We start from the raw sequence: 18738 nt of genomic DNA, 5'->3' as shown, positions 1-18738 counted from the left end.
ACGGCGGTAGCGCAAGTACGTGTCATCTGTGATGCCGTTGGGACGGCCGACGAGCGGGGCCGGCGAGGCGCCGCTGAGTGGATCCGGTGCACCGTGCCGGAGAGAGCCCGAGGGCGCGGTAGAAGGTGTCGTTCTCGAAGCGTCGCCGCGGGTCGAACCTGTCGAGGGCCAGCCTGAACTGGTCAAAGCCGTCCGTGTTGGAGGCGGGCAGCAGTTCCGGGGTGAAGTACTTGCCCCAGTGGGGTCGACCACCCAGGCCGTAGAGCAGGCGCTGGATGTCGTCGAACAGCGGGCGGGCTGCAGTGATCAGCCCCTCAGCGGTCATGTAGGACACGAAACCGAAGTAGGTGGCCGGTGCTGAACGCGCCGGGCTCAGGTGGCCTCTGGCCGAGCCAGTGCTACGGAGGATCACGGGGTAGTGCAGCTTGTACGGAGAGGCGTGCAGGAGTTCCTTGAGCTCCGCGTACGCCTCGGGGACGGTGTCGAGGGGGACGGCGATCTCCATGTTGAGTTGCGGGGCTGGGATGCCGTTCTTGAAGATCTCGTGGAGTGTCCCCTTCGCGTCGGTCGCGCCGAGGAACTTCTCCAGCGTCTGGGCGGCCGGTGTGCGGCCCTGGCCGTCGCCGATGTCGGCCATCAGCTGACGGCGGGTGCGGGTCACGATGTGGTCCAGGTCAGACAGGCTGTGGGCAGTGTCGGTGGGCGTCCAGGCGTCGTCGTGGGTGACCCAGGTGTGCACGACCTGGTGCTCGGTGAACCACCAGCTCTTGGCAGCCACGGATTCACGGTTCCAGGCGGCATAGTGCTCGGGGAGGCTGTCCTCGACGCCGGTGAAGCGGCTGCAGAGCAGTTCGGCTGCGGGTCGGCCGTGCAGTTCCAGGCCGACGACCACACCGAGGCAGCCGAGGTTGAGGACGGAGGCGTCGAAGTCGTCGGTGTCACGAGGGGTGATCCGGTGCATCACTCCGGTCCCGTCCATGAGCTCGATGGCGGCCACACAGTCGGAGAAGGTGCCGCTGATCAGGCCCTGGGCGTGGGTGCCGGTGGCGAGGGCGCCGGCGGCGGTCTGCTTCGTGATCACGGGCGGGCAGGCAGCAGGCTCCAGTCCGTGGCGGTCGAATGCCCGCCAGACGTCGTCGAGCAGGGTGTCCCCCGTGACGTACAGGTGGTCTCCGCGCAGTTCCCCGGTGCCGCGGCCGGGCAGGTCGAGGAGGATGCCATGCGTCCCGTCCGGGCACTGGAGTTGGGTCGGGTAGGTGAACCTGGACCCGAGGACGCGCAGCTTTCCGTCCTCGCGGGTCAGCAACGACTCCAGCTGTTCGAGGGACGTGATGCGGGTCCATCCGCCCTGGGCGGCGATGGTGGTGTTGCCGCCCCAGTTGGTGAGTGTCATGGGAGAAGTCCTCACGGTGTCGCGCCAGACGCGCCGGTGTCCGTGGCGTCCTGGTGCTGGGCTGCTGGTGCTCGATCACGCCGCCGCACTCCTCATGGGTGCAGGGCGGAGGAGTGCGGCGCGGGCCGCTACGGGCCCGCGCCGCGTCCTACCGTCTGAGTTCAGGCGGCGCCGAACATGTGCTGCTTCGGCGGGTGGGGGTGGGGGCACGACGTGAAGGCGGGGCCGAAGCAGCAGGCGCGGGCCGTCGTCCAGCTCTGCAGATCGGTGGTGGGTCGCCCCAGGAGCTGCTCGGCAGCCCGGGTCGCGGCGGCGTCGCCTTCGGAGCTGATCTGCTCCCACAGGCCGAGGACCTGCTCCGCGGCCGGGCGGCGCATCCCGTACTTGGCCAGGCTGGTCACGAAGTGCTCGTCTGCCTGGCGCGCGAACGTGATCGGCCGGCCGGAGACCTCCTGGAGGACCGCAGCCCACTGGGCGCAGGTCGCCTGGGTGTGATGGCTCATCAAGGTGCTGCTCAGGTCCACCGTGTCAGGCGCGAGGATCTTGCGGACGAACAGCTCTGCGGCGTCGTCGCAGCTGATGTAGGAGAACGGCTGGTCGGCGTCGACGGGGAAGGTGAACATCCCCGTCTCGGCGATCGACTGGCACTGGTAGAGGATGTTCTCCAGGAACATGGGCAGTTGGACGAGGTCATAGGCGATGCCGAACTTCTCCAGAAGCCGTTCGAGCTCTGCCGCTTCGTCGGCCATGGCGCCCTGACCCTGGGCGAACTGGATACCCAGGCAGACGATCTGCCGCACGCCGGCCTTCTGCGCAGCCCGGAGATACATGCCGCCGATGTCGACGCGCCGGTCGATCGGGGGCACCATCAGCATGGTGTCGGTCCCGGCCAGTGCCTCGGCCAGCGAGGCGGGCACCGCCGGGTTCCAGTCCCTGAGCTGCACGTCGATGTCGCTCACGGCCCGCCCGGCGAGGTGCGCTTCGGGGATGGCCAGGCGCAGCGTGAGCTGCGGTGCGTCGGTGGCGAGGCGGCGCAGGGTGTAGTGGCCGACCTTGAAGAAGTTGCGGGTCGCCCCGAGCACGGTGACGACGTTCAGGGTGTCCGTCATCGTGTGCACCAGCTCTCGGTGCTCGTCAGGTCCTTGTACAGGTCCACCGGGTTGACCTCACTCCCGTGGTAGCCGAGGAGTCGTCGGCTCTGCGGGGAGAGGTGGCCGGCTGCGGTGGCGGGGTCGCAGGGGTGGTCGTAGGGGCGGAGCCACGCCTGCCCGAAGCGGGTGATCGCGCTGCGTCGCTCCTGAGTGCGGTTGGGCAGCACGGCGTGCCACATGGTGTTGCCGAAGACGACCGCGTCACCGGGCTCAGCGTGGATGCTCAGGGCCCCGTCGGGAAGCACGCCCTGGGCGAGGGCGTCGTTCGCCCTCTTCCAGTAGGCGTCGTTCCGGTGGTTGGCCGGCCACCGGTGCGAGCCGGGGATGAGGACGAGGTTGCCGCTGTCCTTGGGCCGGGTGTCGGTGAAGAACACCTGGGCCTTCAGGTGCAGCGGTCCGTTGCGCTCGTCGTACGGTCGCTCCAGGTAGTGCCCGGAATCGCGGTGCCACGGCTCGTGGGCCTCCGGATAGATATCCCGGCGCAATACCTCGGTGCCCAGGACCTGGAGCGATCCGCCCAGGATCCGGTGCGGGACGGACATCAGATCGGCGCACTCGAAGAGCGACTGGTACTCGGCGAGGATGTTCGCGGCGTCGCGCACGTGCGTCAGGGCCGGGTTCGTGTTGAACGAGCTGTGCGTCAGGTCCGGGCCGCGGTCGTCGGTGAGCTTGCGGAGCGCCGCGTCCAGCGTGCCGACGACGCTGTCGGGGACGGCCTGCTGAAGGAACACGAAGCCCTGGTCAGTGAACTGGGCGACGGCGTCGTCGGGTGAAGTCGTCACGGCTGGCTACTTTCTGTTGCGGCCTCGGGCGGCAGCGGGTCGGTGAGGGCCGTGCGCAGGCGCTGTGCGACCTCGTGCTTGTGGGCCGGGTCGGCCAGTCGAGGGAAGACGACGATCGAGTCGCCGTCGTAGCGCGGCACGACGTGGACGTGGAAGTGGAAAACGCTCTGGTGGGCTGCCTGGCCGGTGGCGTGGACCAGGTTGATGCCAGTTGCGCCGCAGGAGTCCCGCAGCGCGTTCGCGACCTGCTTCGCAGCCGCCATGACCTGCTGGAAGGACTCCTGCGGGATGTCGAACAGGTCCTGGTGGTGCTGCTTGGGGACGACGAGGACGTGCCCGTAGGTCGCCGGGAGGTGGTCCAGGAAGCAGACGGTGTCCGGTGTCTCGGAGACGACGTGGGCTTCCGCCTCGCCGCGGGCGATGGCGCAGAAGACGCAGGGGGACTCCGCAGTGCTGTCGGGGTCCTGCGCGGGGTAGCGGGACAGCCACTGGGGGTCGAAGGTCACGGTCATGGAGTGATGGGCCCTTCTCTGGGGGGCTCTGTTCGCGAGCCGGAGGGCAGGTGGGCATGGCGGCATGGCCCGAGGGCGATGGACGCTTCGGGTCAGTGCCGGGAGGGTGGGCTGGTCGGCGGCTGGTCCGTCGTGGGGGAGCACGTCGAAGGGCTGACGCCGACCAGCCCCGATCAGGAGGCGAAGCTGAAGACGGGTGGGCGGGGCCGGGCGGCCTGGATCCGCTGGCGCAGTTGCTGCCGCTGTGCGGCAGTCGGCTGGGCGGGCAGGGTCAGGGTGGCCAGGACCCGCTTGCCGTGGTCGGTGGCTTGTGAGGTCCAGCGGCCCTCGGTCAGGTGGTCGACGATGAACAGGCCGCGTCCGTGCTCGGCGTCGTCGTCTGCGGCGCGGAGTTGGGGGTGGTCGCTGCTTGCGTCGAGCACGTCGAGGGTCAGCGAGTGCTCGCTGCTGCTCGCGTACAGGCCGAGGGTGACCGGCTTGCCATTGCTGTAGGTGAAGGCGTTGGTGAGCAGTTCGCTGACCAGCAGCGCCACGTCGTCGGCCCGGTCGCCCAGTTCGAAGCCCCACAGCCGCATGGTGGCGAGCACGAGCCTGCGGGCGAAGCCCACCGCGCCGTCGAACGGCGTCAGCGGCCAGGCAGCACCGAAGACGTCGTCGGTCATGCCTCCTCCCGCTGCTGGTCGTCATCGGTGGCGGTGGGCTGCTCGGGCTCGGGCCACGCCTGCCAGTCGCCCGTCTCGTGCCGGGCTCTGGCTTGGCGGGCACGATCGCCGCGAACGCGCGTGGGCAGGGCCGGAAAGGTCGGGACGGGGGGATACACCGGGTACCTCCTGCGGATTCGAGGACCGTGGCCCTGGTCGAGATGCCGGGTGCCTGCGAACCCGGTGCAACGTGCTCGGGTACCGACTCTCCCGGCGCACCGTGACGCCTTCCATGCCGGGAAACAGTCGCTCGTATACGTGGGATGCATAGATCTCCCGGCCAGGCGCCTGTGCGGTGACTATGCTTCAGATCACTCCCAGTAGCGGCCTGGTAGGAGGTGTCGTGCCCGGCTCTCTCTCGATCTCCGTGCGCGAGTGCCGCCTGTGCGGCACGGACCTCGCCGCCGATAACCAGTCCGGGCTGTGCTCGCCGTGCCAGCACCAGTCCAAGGCCAGCGCAGCGCCGGAAGTGCCGGATGACTTCTGGGATGCCGCGCCGCTGCGCCAGGCTCTGTCCGACCGGCACATGGGGCAGGTCATCCGCGCCTACCGCCAGCACCCGTTCCACCGTGCCGCGTTCGGACGGCGGGGCATCCCGCAGAGCAGCGTCGGCGACTGGCTCGTCCTCACCCAGGCCCAGGTGAGCCGGATGGAGTCGGGCAGCCCTCCGCGGAACCTCGACACCCTGATCCACATCGCGCGCGCCTTACGCGTCCCGCCCGGCCTGCTCTGGTTCTCGCTCCCCCAAACCGAGTCGGGTGCGGCCGACCGGCCGCATCTGCCACGCCAGGACCAGCATCCGGAACCGGTGGTGCAAGCCAGCCAGGAAGCCTGGCGCTCTGTTCGGCGGCGCCTGAATGCAGAGCGCGCTGTGCTGTCCGAGGCTGCAGCCCAGCTCTACGACCCGACCCTTCGCGTCGAGTCGAGCGCCCTCCTCGCGCCAGCGGCATGGCTAGCCCAGGAGCCGGTCCCGCTGGAGCGGGTGACCCTGCGGTGGGATCCCGCGCCAGTGGTGCCGATCCTGGACGGCACGGCGCACGAGAGCCTTGGGACGCGCCCGCTGCGGCTCCCGGACCAGCGCTTCGACCGCTACACCCTGGCCGTGCGCTACCTCGACTCGCCGACGCTGTTCGAGAACCGGCCCAGCTACCGTCTCACCGGCGTCCGGTGGGGCGGCGACGGCGCTGGAGAGCTGCGCTTCTCTCTGGCCACCTACTTCGACAAGCTCGATCTGTGCGAGGCGATCGGCCACGAGTTCGCCGCCGCGACAGAGAGCGGCAGCGACCACCCTCGCTGGGGCCAGTTGGCCCTGCGTCGAGCCGTCGGTGACCCCTTCGACCTGCGCATCCGTCCGATGATCCCCGCCATCACGACCCTGCTGCTGCGCAGACGACCGGACGGGGAGGCGACGTTCTTCCTGCACTGGCGCGACCCTGGCCGCGTCGCCACCGCCGGCGGCCTCTACGACGCCATCCCCGCAGGCGAGTTCCAGCCCAGCAGCGTCCTCGCCCCACCCGACGGCCCCGACTTCGACCTGTGGCGCAACATTGTGCGCGAGCTCAACGAGGAACTCCTGGGCGCGCCCGAGTTCGACGGCAGCGCCGGCCGCCCCCTCGACTACGAACGTTGGACTCTCTATCGCGCCCTGCAACGCGGCCGGGAGACCGGCGCGGTGCGGGCCTACTGCTTCGGCGTCGGCTGCGACGCCCTCACGCTCGCCGCCACCATTCCGAGCGTCCTGGTCATCGACGACGGCATCTTCGACGAGCTGTTCGGAGACATCGCCCCGCAGAACGCCGAAGGCATCACCGTGGCCGCCCTGCCCGAACAGCAACCGGCAACAGGAATCCCCTTCACCGAACAAAACATCACACGATTCCTCAGAAACGAGCCTCTGGCCCCGCCGGGCGCGGCATGCTTGGCCCTGGCCTGGAAACACCGCCGCCTGCTGCTCGCACCCTCGCCGTGCGCGCCGTAGCGGCCCAGTACACGCAAGGAGCGCCGTGGCGACCGCAGGACCGACGCGCATCGAGGACGACCCTGCTGCCAGCCGCGACGCCTGGCTGCGCACCCGCACCTACCTCAACGGCCACCGGCACGAGCTGACCGACGCCGCACTGCGCGACTTCAAGCCCGAGGACTTCATCCCCGGCACCCGCCTGCTCGCCCGGCCCGGCTGGATTCCCGACCACCCGGTCCCACTAGAGGACGTCCAACTCGCCTGGGCCGACGAGGCGCCGGCCACCCCGATCGACGGCGACGCCTCCGAACTCGACCGCATCCGACCAATCAGCGACGACCGCACCCGGTTCCGGCGCTACTCGGACGCCGTCGAGCACCTGGCCCGGCCTCGTCTCTTCGAGAACCGCTCCTGCTACCGACTCCTGGATGTCGACGGCGGTGTTCGTCCCAGCCTGACCTTCGGGCTGGGCGCGTACTTCGACGTGATCGACATCTGCGAGGCCGCCGCCCACGAGTTCACCGCAGCCCAACTCGACGGCCAGGCTGGCCCACCCACGACGCCGTTCCGGGCGATGGTCGGCGACCCGACCGACCTGGCCCGGCGGCCCGTCATGGCCGCCACCAGCACCATGGTGCTCCGCCTCGACCGAGCAACCGGCGACGCCGAGTTCGTCCTCCACTGGCGCGACCCGGCCAAGGTCGCCAGCGGCGGCGGCCTCTACCAGGTGATGCCGGTCGGCATGTTCCAGCCCTCCCACGACGCCGCATGGAACCAGGCCAACGACTTCGACCTGTGGCGGTCCATCAGCCGTGAGCTCAGCGAGGAACTCCTCGGCAGCACCGAGGACTACGGCAGCGGCATCGCACCGATCGACTACGACGCCTGGGGCTTCTACCGGAGCCTCTGGCACGCCAGGACGGACGGTCGGCTTCGCGTCTTCTGGCTCGGCCTGGGCATGGACCCGCTCACCTACGTCACCGACATGCTCACTGTCGCCGTCTTCGACGCCGACCTCTTCGACCAGACCTTCCAGCGTCTCGTCACCACCAACGACGAAGGCCACCGCGTCGAACTCGAAGACGGCACCGGCCGGGCCTCCGGCATCCCCTTCCGCGCCGACCAGATCATGCGCCTCACCCACGACGAACCCATGCAGCCCGCCGGAGCGGCCCTCCTCCACCTGGCCTGGAAGCACCGCGCCCAACTGCTGAGCTGACCCCGTCAGGCTCAACTCGTAAATTCCGAACCCCTTGCCGTCGTCGGTCTGACCTTGCTCACCGGGAAGGGCGTCAGGCTGGCGAGGGGGTCAGATTTTCCGAGGAGCCATTCGACGAAGCGATTGTGACTGGAAGCCGTAGTCTGCGGTTGGTGGGAGATCGCTCCGCGGCTGGAGACACCTGCGCGGACCGGTGGTCGGATGCCGATGGGGCGGACTGGCGGCGGCCGACCGGGTACTACGCTGCACGCGTGACCGAGGATTCGAACGTACGTCTCGCCGACCTTCTCGATCGCCGTGCGGACGGGCACGAGCCCGCGCCGGAGGCGGTGCTCGCCGCACTGTTCGAGGGCGGGTTGTTCGTCCCCGTTACCGACGCCGGATCGGTGACGTTCCTCCCCGATAGTGAGCAGCCGCCCACGCTGCTCGGGTTCACCGATGCAGCGCTCGGCGCACAGCTGCTCCCGGCGGCCGCCGGGATGGTGCACTGCGACGCGGCGCGGCTGAGGGACATCCTGGAGAAGACCGGCGTCGCCAGGCTCGGGGTCCGCTCCGGAAACGGGCAGGCGATCTTTCCCGAGCAGGTGCTGCGGGACTGGGCAGCTTACGGGCCCGGGGCGGAAATGAAGCTCGACTGGTCCACCGACCCCGTGGCTGTCGCCTTGCGCGACGCAGTGGTTCGGCGGGTCCGCGAGTTCCCCGCCGTCCGTTCGGTGTGGGTGGCGCAGGTCCGGTGGCGGGCCAGCGGCGAGGAACACCTGATGCTGCACGTCGCCGTGGACGAGGATCTGCCCTCGGCCTCCGCCGACCGCCTGATGCAGGTCCTGCTGGGCGAGGAGGTGAAGCTCGGCCCGAAGCACCCGAAGGTCGCGATGCTCGCCCTGAACACCAGCACCCACGCCGACACCATCGCCGAACTCGAACGCCAGGGCCTGGACACGGTGCGCCACGACGTCGCGTCGGGCCAGGTCCAGGTGATCTCCCGCGAGTACGACGACCCGCCCCTGGCCCCGGCAAAGGACGCCGCGCCCCAGCCGCGGCCCAAGCGCCGCTGGTTCGGCCGCTTCTGACAGGACACCCCCAGGCGCTTGCCACTGGCATGACGTGACTGGAAGCTGTAGCGGTTGTTGTCCTGCCTCTCTGAAGGTGAGCCATCCTGCGGCCCTGACCAGGTGAGCCGGGACCCGATGGTTAGAGACTGGCCACGCATGTTGGAACTGGGTGGCTCACGACGCCCCTGGTTGGGCCGGGGTGTCGGTGGCGTCGGGTTGGATGAGCGCGTGACTGTCTATGACGTAGCCCGCCAGCTCCCCGCCATCGCCGAGCTGCGGGACCTGTGCCGTTCGCTGGCGATGCTGGATGCGATCCTGAGCCCGGACTGGGAAGGCCGGTACTACTCCTTCAACACCAATTGGGCCGACGGCGAGCAGATGGCCTCGATGCGCAACGGGTCGGGGGACGAGTACTCGATCGTGTTCTCGGCGGCCGGGGCCTACGTGCGCGGCTTCAACCACGAATCGCCGATGAGCCCCTTCGGCAATGACGGCGAGCCCTGGCCAGGAGTACTCGACGAAGTCCCCGAGCTCTTCAGGTCCTTCGTCGAAGAGCCGGCATTCACCGATCACGAGGGCGTGCCCGTCGTGACGGCGTGCTTGTGGCGGGGAACGGCGGATGAGCGGTGGCACCACGGGACGATCGACTTCCCCGCGGGCTCTGTGGATCCCGACGGGGCGACGAGCTTGTTCGGCCTCCTGGTCGACCGGTCTCCGGAAGCGTTCCAGCGTTTCGCCGAGGACTACTACGAGGTTTCGATCGACCTGGGGGCGGTGAGCCAGGTCCATGCGTTGCGACCGCTGAACCCGGAACTCGTATCGTTGCTGAACCCTGAGGTCAGCTTGGCGGACCTGGCCCAGGACATCTCCGAGATCGGCTATCCGCAGCTCGACCAGGAGTCGACCTGAACGCTATCGATCTGGGTGGCGAGTTGCACCCCGAGTGTCTGAGGGGCAGCTTCTCTGGGTTCTCGCTTCGCATGTCGCGGTAGTCCTGGGAGGGGCAGGATTCGACCATGGATTTTCGGATCGAATGGCCTGTGCCCATGGACGAGTATGACTGGGCGATTCAGGAGGCTAAGGGCTGGCTAGACGTGACTGTCGTCGGGGACGGTGGCAGGGCAGTCGTCGAGGTGTACGACCCGGTTCGACTCGCCCAGTCGGTAACCAGTGACATGGCTCGGCTTGGGCGCTTCACAGCCAGGTGCCTACTGGTGGTCCCGAGCGTTACGCGCGAGAACATCGAATCTGCCGTGTCCGCGCTCGTGGACGAGCGCTTCTTCGGTCACGGATAGCACCGGTAAGCCGGGACACGCTAGTTGGACGGATCACCGGTCGATGACGCCTCACGCTCGGTGACGAACTCGTCGAGTAGCTGGAAGAGGACCTCGATCGCGTGCTTCTCGTCGTCCGGCGGAAGCTTCCAGATGTTGTCCCAGCCGTCGGGGAGAGCGATGTGGAGGACTTGTCCGGGCCAGCCGTGGTTGCAGCTGCGCCCGCGACGACGGACGACCCACTCGGGCCATCCTGTGAGTCCGGGGCCGCCGTGGCGCTGGGCGTGCTGGTCGTAGCCGGTCAGGAACGCGGTCACGGCGTGGAAGGACGCTGTTCCCACGAACATGCCTGGCCGGCGTCCCACGTTGGCGAGGTATTCGCGCTCGCTCATCTCCCAGAGCGTCTTGACTGGGCCTTCTCCGGTGGGGCTCATCACGCAGCGCCGGGGTGAAGGACGGACTCTGCGATTTCGCGGACGCGGTCGAAGGTGATGCCGGTCCGCTGCTCGACGGCAAGCGGGTGGTCGGTGGGCTCAAGCTCGACGAGGGGCCGTTGTCCGACCTTCCGGGTGTGGAGGTTGGTCTTGAGGTTGAGGGTGTTCGGCGAGTAGGTGGAGAGAGAGGTCGTCAGCCAGCCGAAGTAGGGCGGCTCGGACTCCCGGCCCGGGGTCTCCCACACGTTCAGGGCTCGGCCGAAATTGTCTCGGCTCAAGGAAACCCAGACTCCCCAGGAGAACACCTGATCGCTGCCGATGACCGGGATCTCGATCATGCCCTTGACGAAGAAGTGCTGTGCCTTGATGACGCACTGGTCCGAGGAGAGCATGCTGTCGGACGCGTTCGCGAACGCCTCGTCCCAGACGTCGGGCGCCATGGTCGAGTAACTCATGGGCAGCTCCGCGTGGAACTGTCCGCAGCAGGAGCACGTGTATCCCAGGTCGGTGGTCATGCGGGGGAGCTTAGTGACCGCCTGTGACGTTGCCGCGGGGGTGGTCGGGGGCCAGCCGGTTGTGTCGCTGCTCTGTTCTAGAGTCCTGGCCGTGACGACTCTGATGATCGATGCAGGTCCGGTTGCGCCGACTGCTCCGGTGACGCGGACTGGCGGTGTGCCTCTGGCTCCGGCCGGGACTCCGTGGCCTTGCTGTGCCTCGTGCAGCGGCCCGATGCAGTTCCTGGCCCAGGTGGTCTTGGACGATCTCGGGAAGGGCGTTGAGGACCGGGGGGTCCTGGCCCTGTTCGCGTGCCAGAACGATCCGGGGATGTGCAGCGATTGGGAGCCGGACTCCGGCGGGAACCAGACTCTGCTCTTCTCCTCGGATGGCCTTGAGCCGTTGCCCCTGCCGGTCGGGGACGTCGATGAGGCTGTGCTTCTGCTCGGTTCCGTTCGGGCGGTCAGTTTGGAGCAGGTGGACGAGCCCGATTACGACGACGCCGGCGAAGCGTGGGCGGCGAAGAACAACCGTCCCGCGTCCGCCGTGCTCGGTCAGCTCGGCGGTGTCCCTGCCTGGATTCAGGGCGACGAGACCCCGTCCTGTCCGTCGTGCGCCGCCCCCATGCCGTTGGTCGTTCAGCTGGAGGAGGGCCCGGATCACAGCACTGCCATGAACTTCGGGGGGTGCGGCGGCGCCTATGCGTTCGCCTGTGAGCCGTGCGGGCGTGCGAAGTTCCTGTGGCAGTGCTGAGCTGCGCTCGGCGGTCACAGGCTGCCGGGATTTCAAGTTGAAATCCCGGCCGTTCAAAACGAAAGCCGCTGGCTTTCGCATTGAAATCCTCCGTCGCCAGGGCGCGGGCCGGGATGGATCAGCGGGTGCGGCGTCGGTGCTCGGTGTCGGTCGGCCGTGGCTGGGCGGGCACAACTCCAAGGCCAGGTGTCGTGGGCGGACGACGGGCCGCGCTGCGGTGGGTGGCGGCGTTGGTGCGGCGGTTGATCTGGTCGGCGGTGTGGTTGCGCAGGCGCCAGAGGAGGACTTCGGCGGGGCGGTCGGCGGTGGCGAGTTCGCGTTGCCCGGTCAGGTCGGCGAGGGCGCGGTGGGCTGGGGTGCCGGCGGATTCGGCCTGGGCGAGCGTGGTGGCCAGGGCGGGCCAGGCGGGGTCGGTGAGGATCCGCTGGGCTTGCTCGGGCACCACCGTCTGAACGACGGCGGCGAGCCGGTCGGCCTCCTGTCGGTTGGGGGTGCGGTCGGTGAGCTGAGCAAGTCGGGGTTGCGCGGCCTGCTGTTGGGCGGTGCGGAGGTGAGCGAGGGACTGGTGGGCGGCTGCGGCTTGCTGCTGGTGGCCGCGTTGGGTGTGCCACTCTCCCAGGGCGATGAGCAGGAAGACGGCGGAGACGAGTGCGGCGGTGACGAAGTCGCCGTCCTTGCTGCCCGGCACGGTCAGCAGCGCCCTTCCTGCCTGGCGCAGTGCGTCGGCTGCCCGGTGCTCAGCGCGGATCGCCGAGCGGTTGGTTCGGCCGAACGCGGTCGCTGCCGCGCACAGTTCGGCGCGGAGCTGGCGCGGTGCCGCGGCGGCGGTGTTGTGGAGCAGTTCGGCGAACGCCGCCGCCTGCGCCTGGACCTGGGCGTCCAGTTGCTCCCCCGCCGTTCCCTCCGCCGCCTGGGCGACGAGCGCGAACGCGGTGCGCAGCTCGGTGTCGGCACGGCGCCAGGTGCTGCCCGCGTCGACCCGGTCCGCGCGCACAGCCCGGCCGGTCTGCTCTCCTTCCTGCTTCTGGGTGGGGGTGAAGCGTTCGCGGAGCCGGTTCAGGGACAGGTCGGGCGCAAGGGAGGAGCCGCCGTAGAAGATCGGCTCTCCTGCGCTGTTGGTGTCGCCGGGTGCGGCGAGGCTGTAGCCGGTGACCTCCCCAGTGACGGGGCCGAGCCGGGGCCGGACCTTCATGCCGAGTGCGGTGAGGACCGCGAAGAACTCCTCCTCGCCTTGGGCGGCGGCTGCGGCGGCGTAGGCGTGTTCGCGCAGCCAGACCCTCGCGGTGTTCTTACGTCCTTGGCGTTCTGCCTTGGCACGCTCCGCGCTGGTCGGGGTCTTGGGCGCGGTGCCGTCGCCGGACTTGAGGCGGCGCAGTCCGAGTTCTTCCTCGATCCGCCGGCACTCGGCCTGGGCGCGGCGGCCGTCGCCCTTGTTGCGGGGTCGGCGGCCGTCCTCGCGGACGCTGGTGGCCATGATGTGGATGTGGTCCTCGGCGTGCCGCACGGCGATCCACCGGCAGGCCGCGTCGTCCCCGTGTTCCGCGATGCCAGTGGCGTGCACGATGCGGCGCGCGACCTCGGCCCACTCCTCGTCGGTGAGGTAGCGGTCCCCGGGTGCGGTGCGGACAGGGCAGTGCCACACGTGCTGCGGCACCTTCTTGCCCAGTCGCTGCTCGCGCAGGCGGACGGGCTGGTCGAGGTAGTCGGCCAAGTCCGTGAGGGTGGCCTGGTGCTGGTCGAGGGGGACGCGTCCGGGATCAACGAGTCCGGGCATGGCGAACGCGGCGACGATGTGCGGGTCGGTGTGCTCGTCCCGGCGGCCCGGACCGAAGAGGTAGGACAGCAGGCCGCGGGAGCGGTCACCGGTGGAGACGTCAGGCACCACGGCGACCACCCCCGGCCAGGACCTGCTCCAGTGCGCGGCGGGCCAGCACCGCGACCTGCTGCAACTCGTCCAGGACGTCCTCGGCGCGGTCGGGCAGCACACCCGAGTGCACGGCGCGCATCAGCTGGTTGAGGTTGTTGCCGACGCGGTGGAACTCCCGGATGAGCTTGCCGAACAGAACCATAAGGTCCTGGGTGGCCTGCGGCGACGGCAGCGCCGGCACCCCCTCAGGGCGCTGGTCGTCGGGAAGGTAGGCGTGTGCGAACGCGAGCCCGGCGTCCATCAGGTACCCGGATAGCGAGCGACCGGACTCGCGAGCGGCGCGCTTGAGGAACTCGCGTTCCGACGGTTCGGCCGAGCACGTCAGCTGCACCGAGCGCTTGATGCCGGAGCGAGGCCGGTAGAGCACATCACTCAGGTGCCGACGACGCTCGGCGCCCGGCACGGCGTTGTCGCGGGCGGGCGCGGGGATGTCGTTCGCGGCGACGCCGCGGTGGACGAACACGTCAGGGATGACGGTCGGCGCGAAGCGCACGACAGCGTCGTCGTCGGGTTCGCTCGGCTCGGCGAGCAACTGCTGGCCCTGGTGGTGGCCGCGCTCGGCCTCCACCACGCCCACTGCTCCGGTCACGGCCCCGTGGGCCGGGCCGGTACCCGCCCCCGCCGGGGCGGGCACAAGCGCGAAGTCCGCATCGCCGTTAGGCGATGTGGACTTCGCCCCAGCTTGCTCCGCTGTCGAGGGGAGGCCGTCCCCGATGTTGGGGCGGTCGAGCGTGGGCGGTTGCCCTGCGGCGAGGCTAGCGGCTGGCGGGGCTTCGGTGGTGCGGGTCTTGCGGGAGAAGGGATTGCGGCTCACGAGGGGCGGGGACTCCTGTCCGTGCTCGGTGGGTCTGCTGGGTGGTGAGTGTGCGGGGACTCGCCGGTTTGGCTCGGCCTGACTTCTGGGGTAGGGGGCGGGGAAGAGGGCGCTGCCCGGAACCGGTCCAGTTCCGGGCAGGGCCCGTTGATGCGGGGTCAGTAGGCGGGGTGCTGGCGGGCCTCGGTGCGCTGCCGGACCAGGGCCGTGGCCTCGGCGAGCCGTTCGGTGCCGGCTCCGAGTCCGGCGTCGGTGACGGCCTTTCGGGCGCTGTCGCGGGTCAGTCCGGAACCGTCGGGGTGGGCGGCGGCGATGACGTCAGCCAGCTCGGCGATGGAGGCGAGCGCGGGGCGTCCTCCCGGACTCGGCACCGCAGACTGCCCCGAATCCCCTTGCGGGACCTGGCCTGCGGATTCGTGGTCCTCGGCGGGCTCGTGGAGGACGTCGTCCGGATCGCCAGCTCCGTCGTGCCCGGCTTCGGGCTCGGTTTCGTCGGCCGGGTGCGAGGTGGTGCTCTCGGGGGCGGCTGGGGCGACGGGTTGGAGGGTCCGCGGCAGGGGCAGGGTCGCCACGGGCAGAGCTGCGGACGCGGTGTACGGAACCTCCGCCGCCTGGGCGGGTGCCGGTTGCGGACCGTCCTGAACCCCGGCGGGAGTTGCGGGCGCCAGGGCCAGGGCGGGCTCGGCAGGGGTGCCGCCGTATCGCTTGATCAGGAGGTGCAGGTGGGTTGCCCCGGCCAGGGCGAGCGGCGGGATGGCGGACAGCACGGTGACGGTGGTGTCGCCCAGGTGCAGGGTGACCGCGCCGGGCCGGTTCAGGTCCAGGGCGTGCACGCTGTTGGCCCAGATGCTCGCGGCGGTCGCCGCGATGAACAGCCCCCACGCGTACAGCCGCGCCGGGAGCGGGGCTTCGCGCAGGACCAGAAGGGCGCGGACGCCGTAGGCGATGAAGCCGTCGATGACCACGGGGAAGAGGTAGGTCAGGGTGGGGCGGACGTGGACGGCGGTGGCCATCTGCCGCAGGGCGTCGTAGGACAGGGCGCATCCGGCGATGCCGAGCAGGACGATGGCGAGCCGGTCCCACCAGGTGGCGCGGTGTCGGCCGCCTGGCCTGGTGGGCGTGGCGGACAGGATGGTGTCAAGCATGGGTGCGGGGTGCCCCTTCGGGGTGAGGTCTCGGGTGGTGGTGTGCGGTGATCCGTCTTGGCCGTCTTGCCGTTGCCGTCGCAGGTCAGAGCCGGTACGGCAGGGCACCGACGTGGCGTCTTCGCGCCGTCCGGGACACGTCTCGGCGGGCGGCGCGGGCCTGGCAGCGCTGGGGTGGCTGCGTGCCGACGGGGGCAGCGAGTGGGGCGGTCGTGCTGGTCGGCGCGGGGCGAGGACGGATCTCTATCCGTCTTGGGACGCTGTGCCGTCTTGGCCAGATGCCTTCTGACCTGCGGTTATACGGCTGGGACGGCAGGGACAGCACGAGACGGGGTGTGCAGGGCGGGCCTTGGTGGGCCGTTCAGAAGCTGTACACGGCGGCGTTCAGATTCTGAACGGCTCGGCGTTCAGCTTCTGAACGCCCTGCCTGCGGTGAGAGCGGCGTGTGCCCGGTGGCGGCGGATTTTCCCGGAAAATCGGCGCGCCTTTTCCGGTGAAATCGGGCGCGATTTTCTGGGGAAATCCGGTGCCGGCCGGTCAGGTGCTCGGCGCGGCGTCAGCCGGTGTGCGCGCCTCTACTGGCGTCCGCGTCCTCGACAGGGTGGACGGTGGGGCAGTAGCGCTTCCAGGCGTCGGTGAACTTGGTGCGCAGGTAGCCCTTGAGCTGGGTCTGGTCGGGCATGCGGACGTTGCCGGAGCGGATGCCGTACTCGCGCAGCAGCCCAGACAGGGCACGTGGGTTCAGCCCGCCGCGCCCGGTCTCCGCCCAGGGGGCCTCGGGGTCGGAGTTGAGGCGGTAGAGCAGGGCGTCGGTCGACATGCTCTCCGGGTCCCCGGCGGCGGCGAAGGCGCGGCGGATGTCGGCCAGGATCCGGGCGTTGGACGGGTTGTCCTCCTCGGCCTGGGCCTCGGCGGCGACCATCCGCCGGCAGGCGGTGCGGGCGCGGTCGGGCCAGGTGCCGCCCGCGAGGTCGGCGACGATGACCAGGGGCTCCCAGGTGTCGGCGGCCCGGTCCTCGACCGGCATGCTCGGCTCCAGGTGCAGGGCCTGGTCCGCCACCGAGGCAGTCCAGCGCGCGATCCGGACCCGCAGGGCGTGGAGGGCGGGGCTGTCGCGGCGGGTGCGGTAGGGGCTGACGTGCTCGCCCTCGGCCCGGCGACGCATCCGGATCACGACCGACCGGTCCATGATCGTGTCGGGCAGGTCGCCGATGCCGGCGAGCGCTGCCATGGCGAAGGTGGCGAAGGAGTGCGGGGCGTGCTCCTTGCCGACCACGCGCAGGACGGGCCTGCCGCGCTGGTGCCCGGCGTTGAGCAGGCCGCGCATCTCCTCGTTCTTCTCGGCGACCTTCGGGCTGCCGAAGATGGTGTCGGCCTCGTCGACCAGCAGGGTCGGCGGCTCGTCCGAGATGGAGCGGAAGATGGCCGCCGCTGTGGAGTTCACGGTGATGACGGGGTTGTGGACTGTCTCGGTGAGCAGGTCGAGCAGGCGAGACTTGCCGCAGCGCTTCGCCGGGCCGACCACCGCGAGGCGCGGGGCGTGCTGCCACACCGGCTGCAGGTGGGTGGCAGCGATCCACAGCACGGTCGCGTCCAGGGCCTGCTCGCTGGGCAGGACCACGAAGCGGGCCAGGGTTGCCCGGAGCTCGTCGAGCAGCACGGCGGCGTCGGATGCGGCCGTGGGGGTGATGGCATCCGGCTGTCCACAGGCTGGGGAGGACGGCACGGCGGCCAGAGGGGCTGCGGTCGGGTGGTCGGGGGCTGTACTCTCGGTCATGGAGATCCTCACTCGGCGGCTCCGGGGGGCAACCCGGTTCCGCCGCGATGACTGTCCTGGGATGGGCGGTGGCGAGGCATCCAGCAGCCCCCGGTGTTCGTAGCGCCGGGGGTTTTTGCGTTCCTCGGGGCGGGCACCTACACGCTCAACCTCTCTTCGACTCGTCTTTTGATGCCCTTGCAGCATGAGCATGCACGAGCGTGCGTCCCGCCGTCAACCTCATATCGCATGATCTCTCCAGCCCATGGCAGCATAAACCCTGTTCAAGCATGCTGTGATCTAGATCACATTTAGGTATATGCGCTTGCAGGTTGGGCACACCATGCTGGTATGGTCTAGGACTGTGGGTCATCCAGACCCTCGTCCCGCCCGAGAGAGGAGGTGCACCAAGTGGACGAAAGCAAGCCCCAGCGCTGGACCCCGCCGGAAGGCGAGGCCCTGGTCGCGCACAACCTGAAGGTCCTGCGCACGACGGCCCGCCTCTCCCAGGAGGACATGGCCGAGCGCATGCGACGCCTCGGCTTCAAGCTGCACCAGACCCAGATCGCCAAGATCGAGAACGGCACCCGCGGCATCAGCTTCGACGAGGCCCTCGGCCTCGCCAAAGCCCTCAGCGTCCCCGCCGCGAACTTCATGCTCGAAGCCGTGGCCGGCCCCGATGACCCGCACTGGGAGCTCCAGGAAGCCGCCTTCGACATCCAGAAGGCCGAGCAGGAACACCAAGTGGCCCAGGACCTCGCCGACGCCGCCAAGGCCAGACTCGACGCGGCCGAGGCTAGATACGACGAGATCGCCGCACGCCTCGGCGTCGAAGACGAAGCCGAACCGACCGAACTCGTCTTCTACCCGGCTCCCGGGTCGCCCTTCGACCCACTCCTCGGCCCCGCCGGTCCCACCGCCGAATAGTCGGTGTACCGTCCGCCCAGACCCTCGGCGCTACGAACGCCGGGGGTCTCACCAGCGCGGACGCCCTTCTGCCCACCGCCCATCCCGAACAGTCCAGCGGTCACGTTGCCCCCGTGACCGCCGAAAGGCATCTCCTTGTCCACCCTGCCCGCCTTGTCCCTCATAGCCGACGCCCTCGGCATCCCCGAGCACCAGCTCCGCGCCGCCGTCCTGGAGTGCTCCGCCCCCACCCCGGACACCACTCTGGTCGCCCTCACCGTCGAGGAAGCCGCCCGCCGCCTCGGCGTCGGCCGCACCACCATGTACGCGCTGATCGCCTCCGGCGAGGTCCACTCCGTGCGGATCGGCCGCCTGCGCCGCGTACCCGTCGACTCGCTCGACGCCTACATCGCGGCTCGCTCCCAGGCCGTCGCCCCGACCACCGCCCTCGCGGCCTGAGGGGG

Annotated in this window: 20 protein-coding genes; 8 read left to right on the top strand and 12 right to left on the bottom strand. The window is 69.8% G+C overall.

All coding sequences use genetic code 11. The features are described from left to right. Positions 1-22: 22 nt before the first annotated feature. From ABIA32_RS01870 to ABIA32_RS01845, 6 genes are all read right to left on the bottom strand, one after another. The gene (locus ABIA32_RS01870; protein ID WP_370091893.1) at positions 23-1393 is read right to left on the bottom strand and encodes a D-arabinono-1,4-lactone oxidase; all 1371 of its coding nucleotides are present in this window, start codon (positions 1391-1393) and stop codon (positions 23-25) included. A 161-nt stretch (positions 1394-1554) separates the two neighbouring features. Further along, positions 1555-2502 (bottom strand): NmrA family NAD(P)-binding protein, encoded by a 948-nt coding sequence (locus ABIA32_RS01865; protein ID WP_370091892.1) that lies wholly within the window; start codon positions 2500-2502, stop codon positions 1555-1557. Beyond that, complete coding sequence (locus tag ABIA32_RS01860) at positions 2499-3326, bottom strand: phytanoyl-CoA dioxygenase family protein (RefSeq protein WP_370091890.1); 828 nt, start codon at positions 3324-3326, stop codon at positions 2499-2501. Before ABIA32_RS01860 ends, ABIA32_RS01865 begins: the two co-directional genes overlap by 4 nt. Beyond that, positions 3323-3838 carry an HIT family protein gene (locus tag ABIA32_RS01855; RefSeq protein ID WP_370091889.1) on the bottom strand — a complete coding sequence of 172 codons (516 nt, stop codon included), beginning with the start codon at positions 3836-3838 and terminating at the stop codon, positions 3323-3325. The genes ABIA32_RS01860 and ABIA32_RS01855 overlap by 4 nt, the downstream gene beginning before the upstream one ends. Positions 3839-4011: 173 nt before the next feature. After that, positions 4012-4500: an ATP-binding protein gene (locus tag ABIA32_RS01850; protein ID WP_370091887.1), complete on the bottom strand. Its 489-nt coding sequence runs from the start codon at positions 4498-4500 to the stop codon at positions 4012-4014. Continuing rightward, on the bottom strand, positions 4497-4658 hold the full coding sequence (locus ABIA32_RS01845) for a hypothetical protein (protein ID WP_370091886.1): 162 nt from the start codon (positions 4656-4658) through the stop codon (positions 4497-4499). The genes ABIA32_RS01850 and ABIA32_RS01845 overlap by 4 nt, the downstream gene beginning before the upstream one ends. 224 nt (positions 4659-4882) lie before the next feature. Here ABIA32_RS01845 and ABIA32_RS01840 point away from each other — a divergent pair, with 224 nt between their 5' ends. The 5 genes from ABIA32_RS01840 to ABIA32_RS01820 all read left to right on the top strand — a co-directional run bounded on the left by ABIA32_RS01840 (position 4883) and on the right by ABIA32_RS01820 (position 10065). Further along, positions 4883-6517: a helix-turn-helix domain-containing protein gene (locus tag ABIA32_RS01840; protein WP_370091884.1), complete on the top strand. Its 1635-nt coding sequence runs from the start codon at positions 4883-4885 to the stop codon at positions 6515-6517. Positions 6518-6542: 25 nt separating this feature from the next. Next, positions 6543-7718, top strand: coding sequence for an XRE family transcriptional regulator (locus ABIA32_RS01835; RefSeq protein ID WP_370091883.1), 1176 nt, complete (start codon positions 6543-6545; stop codon positions 7716-7718). A 251-nt stretch (positions 7719-7969) separates the two neighbouring features. Beyond that, positions 7970-8788 (top strand): hypothetical protein, encoded by an 819-nt coding sequence (locus ABIA32_RS01830; RefSeq protein WP_370091881.1) that lies wholly within the window; start codon positions 7970-7972, stop codon positions 8786-8788. 138 nt (positions 8789-8926) lie between these two features. Then, complete coding sequence (locus ABIA32_RS01825; RefSeq protein WP_370091879.1) at positions 8927-9679, top strand: hypothetical protein; 753 nt, start codon at positions 8927-8929, stop codon at positions 9677-9679. 137 nt (positions 9680-9816) lie between these two features. Next, positions 9817-10065, top strand: coding sequence for a hypothetical protein (locus ABIA32_RS01820; protein WP_370091878.1), 249 nt, complete (start codon positions 9817-9819; stop codon positions 10063-10065). Positions 10066-10085: 20 nt separating this feature from the next. Here the strand turns inward: ABIA32_RS01820 and ABIA32_RS01815 are convergent, their stop codons facing one another. Both ABIA32_RS01815 and ABIA32_RS01810 read right to left on the bottom strand, forming a co-directional pair. After that, complete coding sequence (locus ABIA32_RS01815; RefSeq protein ID WP_370091876.1) at positions 10086-10436, bottom strand: hypothetical protein; 351 nt, start codon at positions 10434-10436, stop codon at positions 10086-10088. Positions 10437-10477: 41 nt separating this feature from the next. Continuing rightward, positions 10478-10993: a DUF2199 domain-containing protein gene (locus tag ABIA32_RS01810; RefSeq protein WP_370091874.1), complete on the bottom strand. Its 516-nt coding sequence runs from the start codon at positions 10991-10993 to the stop codon at positions 10478-10480. A gap of 103 nt (positions 10994-11096) precedes the next feature. Here ABIA32_RS01810 and ABIA32_RS01805 point away from each other — a divergent pair, with 103 nt between their 5' ends. Then, entirely contained in the window at positions 11097-11726 is a 630-nt protein-coding gene (locus ABIA32_RS01805; RefSeq protein WP_370091987.1) for a DUF1963 domain-containing protein, read from the top strand. Between the two features lie 118 nt (positions 11727-11844). Here ABIA32_RS01805 and ABIA32_RS01800 read toward each other — a convergent pair whose 3' ends face one another. From ABIA32_RS01800 to ABIA32_RS01785, 4 genes are all read right to left on the bottom strand, one after another. Then, positions 11845-13611, bottom strand: a complete 1767-nt coding sequence (locus tag ABIA32_RS01800; protein WP_370091872.1) for a relaxase/mobilization nuclease domain-containing protein — start codon at positions 13609-13611, stop codon at positions 11845-11847. After that, positions 13601-14242 carry a hypothetical protein gene (locus tag ABIA32_RS01795; RefSeq protein ID WP_370091871.1) on the bottom strand — a complete coding sequence of 214 codons (642 nt, stop codon included), beginning with the start codon at positions 14240-14242 and terminating at the stop codon, positions 13601-13603. The genes ABIA32_RS01800 and ABIA32_RS01795 overlap by 11 nt, the downstream gene beginning before the upstream one ends. 383 nt (positions 14243-14625) lie before the next feature. After that, complete coding sequence (locus tag ABIA32_RS01790) at positions 14626-15612, bottom strand: DUF2637 domain-containing protein (RefSeq protein ID WP_370091870.1); 987 nt, start codon at positions 15610-15612, stop codon at positions 14626-14628. A gap of 556 nt (positions 15613-16168) precedes the next feature. Continuing rightward, positions 16169-17389 (bottom strand): DUF3631 domain-containing protein, encoded by a 1221-nt coding sequence (locus ABIA32_RS01785; protein ID WP_370091869.1) that lies wholly within the window; start codon positions 17387-17389, stop codon positions 16169-16171. Between the two features lie 390 nt (positions 17390-17779). Here ABIA32_RS01785 and ABIA32_RS01780 point away from each other — a divergent pair, with 390 nt between their 5' ends. Both ABIA32_RS01780 and ABIA32_RS01775 read left to right on the top strand, forming a co-directional pair. Further along, positions 17780-18295 carry a helix-turn-helix domain-containing protein gene (locus ABIA32_RS01780; RefSeq protein ID WP_370091868.1) on the top strand — a complete coding sequence of 172 codons (516 nt, stop codon included), beginning with the start codon at positions 17780-17782 and terminating at the stop codon, positions 18293-18295. Positions 18296-18448: 153 nt separating this feature from the next. Further along, entirely contained in the window at positions 18449-18733 is a 285-nt protein-coding gene (locus ABIA32_RS01775; RefSeq protein WP_370091866.1) for a helix-turn-helix domain-containing protein, read from the top strand. The last annotated feature ends 5 nt before the right edge of the window (positions 18734-18738 follow it).

This window comes from Streptacidiphilus sp. MAP12-20, from assembly GCF_041262525.1.
GTDB lineage: Bacteria > Actinomycetota > Actinomycetes > Streptomycetales > Streptomycetaceae > Streptacidiphilus.
Note: the sequence above shows the minus strand (reverse complement) of the source record. Positions and strands in the feature narration are given on the sequence as shown.

Bases quoted from the DNA above. Each gene is read 5' to 3' on its own strand.
- ABIA32_RS01785 (WP_370091869.1), bottom strand. From the start codon at position 17,389: ATGACCGAGAGTACAGCCCCCGACCACCCGACCGCAGCCCCTCTGGCC.
- ABIA32_RS01870 (WP_370091893.1), bottom strand. From the start codon at position 1,393: ATGACACTCACCAACTGGGGCGGCAACACCACCATCGCCGCCCAGGGC.
- ABIA32_RS01865 (WP_370091892.1), bottom strand. From the start codon at position 2,502: ATGACGGACACCCTGAACGTCGTCACCGTGCTCGGGGCGACCCGCAAC.
- ABIA32_RS01810 (WP_370091874.1), bottom strand. From the start codon at position 10,993: ATGACCACCGACCTGGGATACACGTGCTCCTGCTGCGGACAGTTCCAC.
- ABIA32_RS01790 (WP_370091870.1), bottom strand. From the start codon at position 15,612: ATGCTTGACACCATCCTGTCCGCCACGCCCACCAGGCCAGGCGGCCGA.
- ABIA32_RS01825 (WP_370091879.1), top strand. From the start codon at position 8,927: ATGTTGGAACTGGGTGGCTCACGACGCCCCTGGTTGGGCCGGGGTGTC.
- ABIA32_RS01855 (WP_370091889.1), bottom strand. From the start codon at position 3,838: ATGACCGTGACCTTCGACCCCCAGTGGCTGTCCCGCTACCCCGCGCAG.
- ABIA32_RS01850 (WP_370091887.1), bottom strand. From the start codon at position 4,500: ATGACCGACGACGTCTTCGGTGCTGCCTGGCCGCTGACGCCGTTCGAC.
- ABIA32_RS01815 (WP_370091876.1), bottom strand. From the start codon at position 10,436: ATGAGCGAGCGCGAATACCTCGCCAACGTGGGACGCCGGCCAGGCATG.
- ABIA32_RS01820 (WP_370091878.1), top strand. From the start codon at position 9,817: ATGGACGAGTATGACTGGGCGATTCAGGAGGCTAAGGGCTGGCTAGAC.
- ABIA32_RS01805 (WP_370091987.1), top strand. From the start codon at position 11,097: ATGATCGATGCAGGTCCGGTTGCGCCGACTGCTCCGGTGACGCGGACT.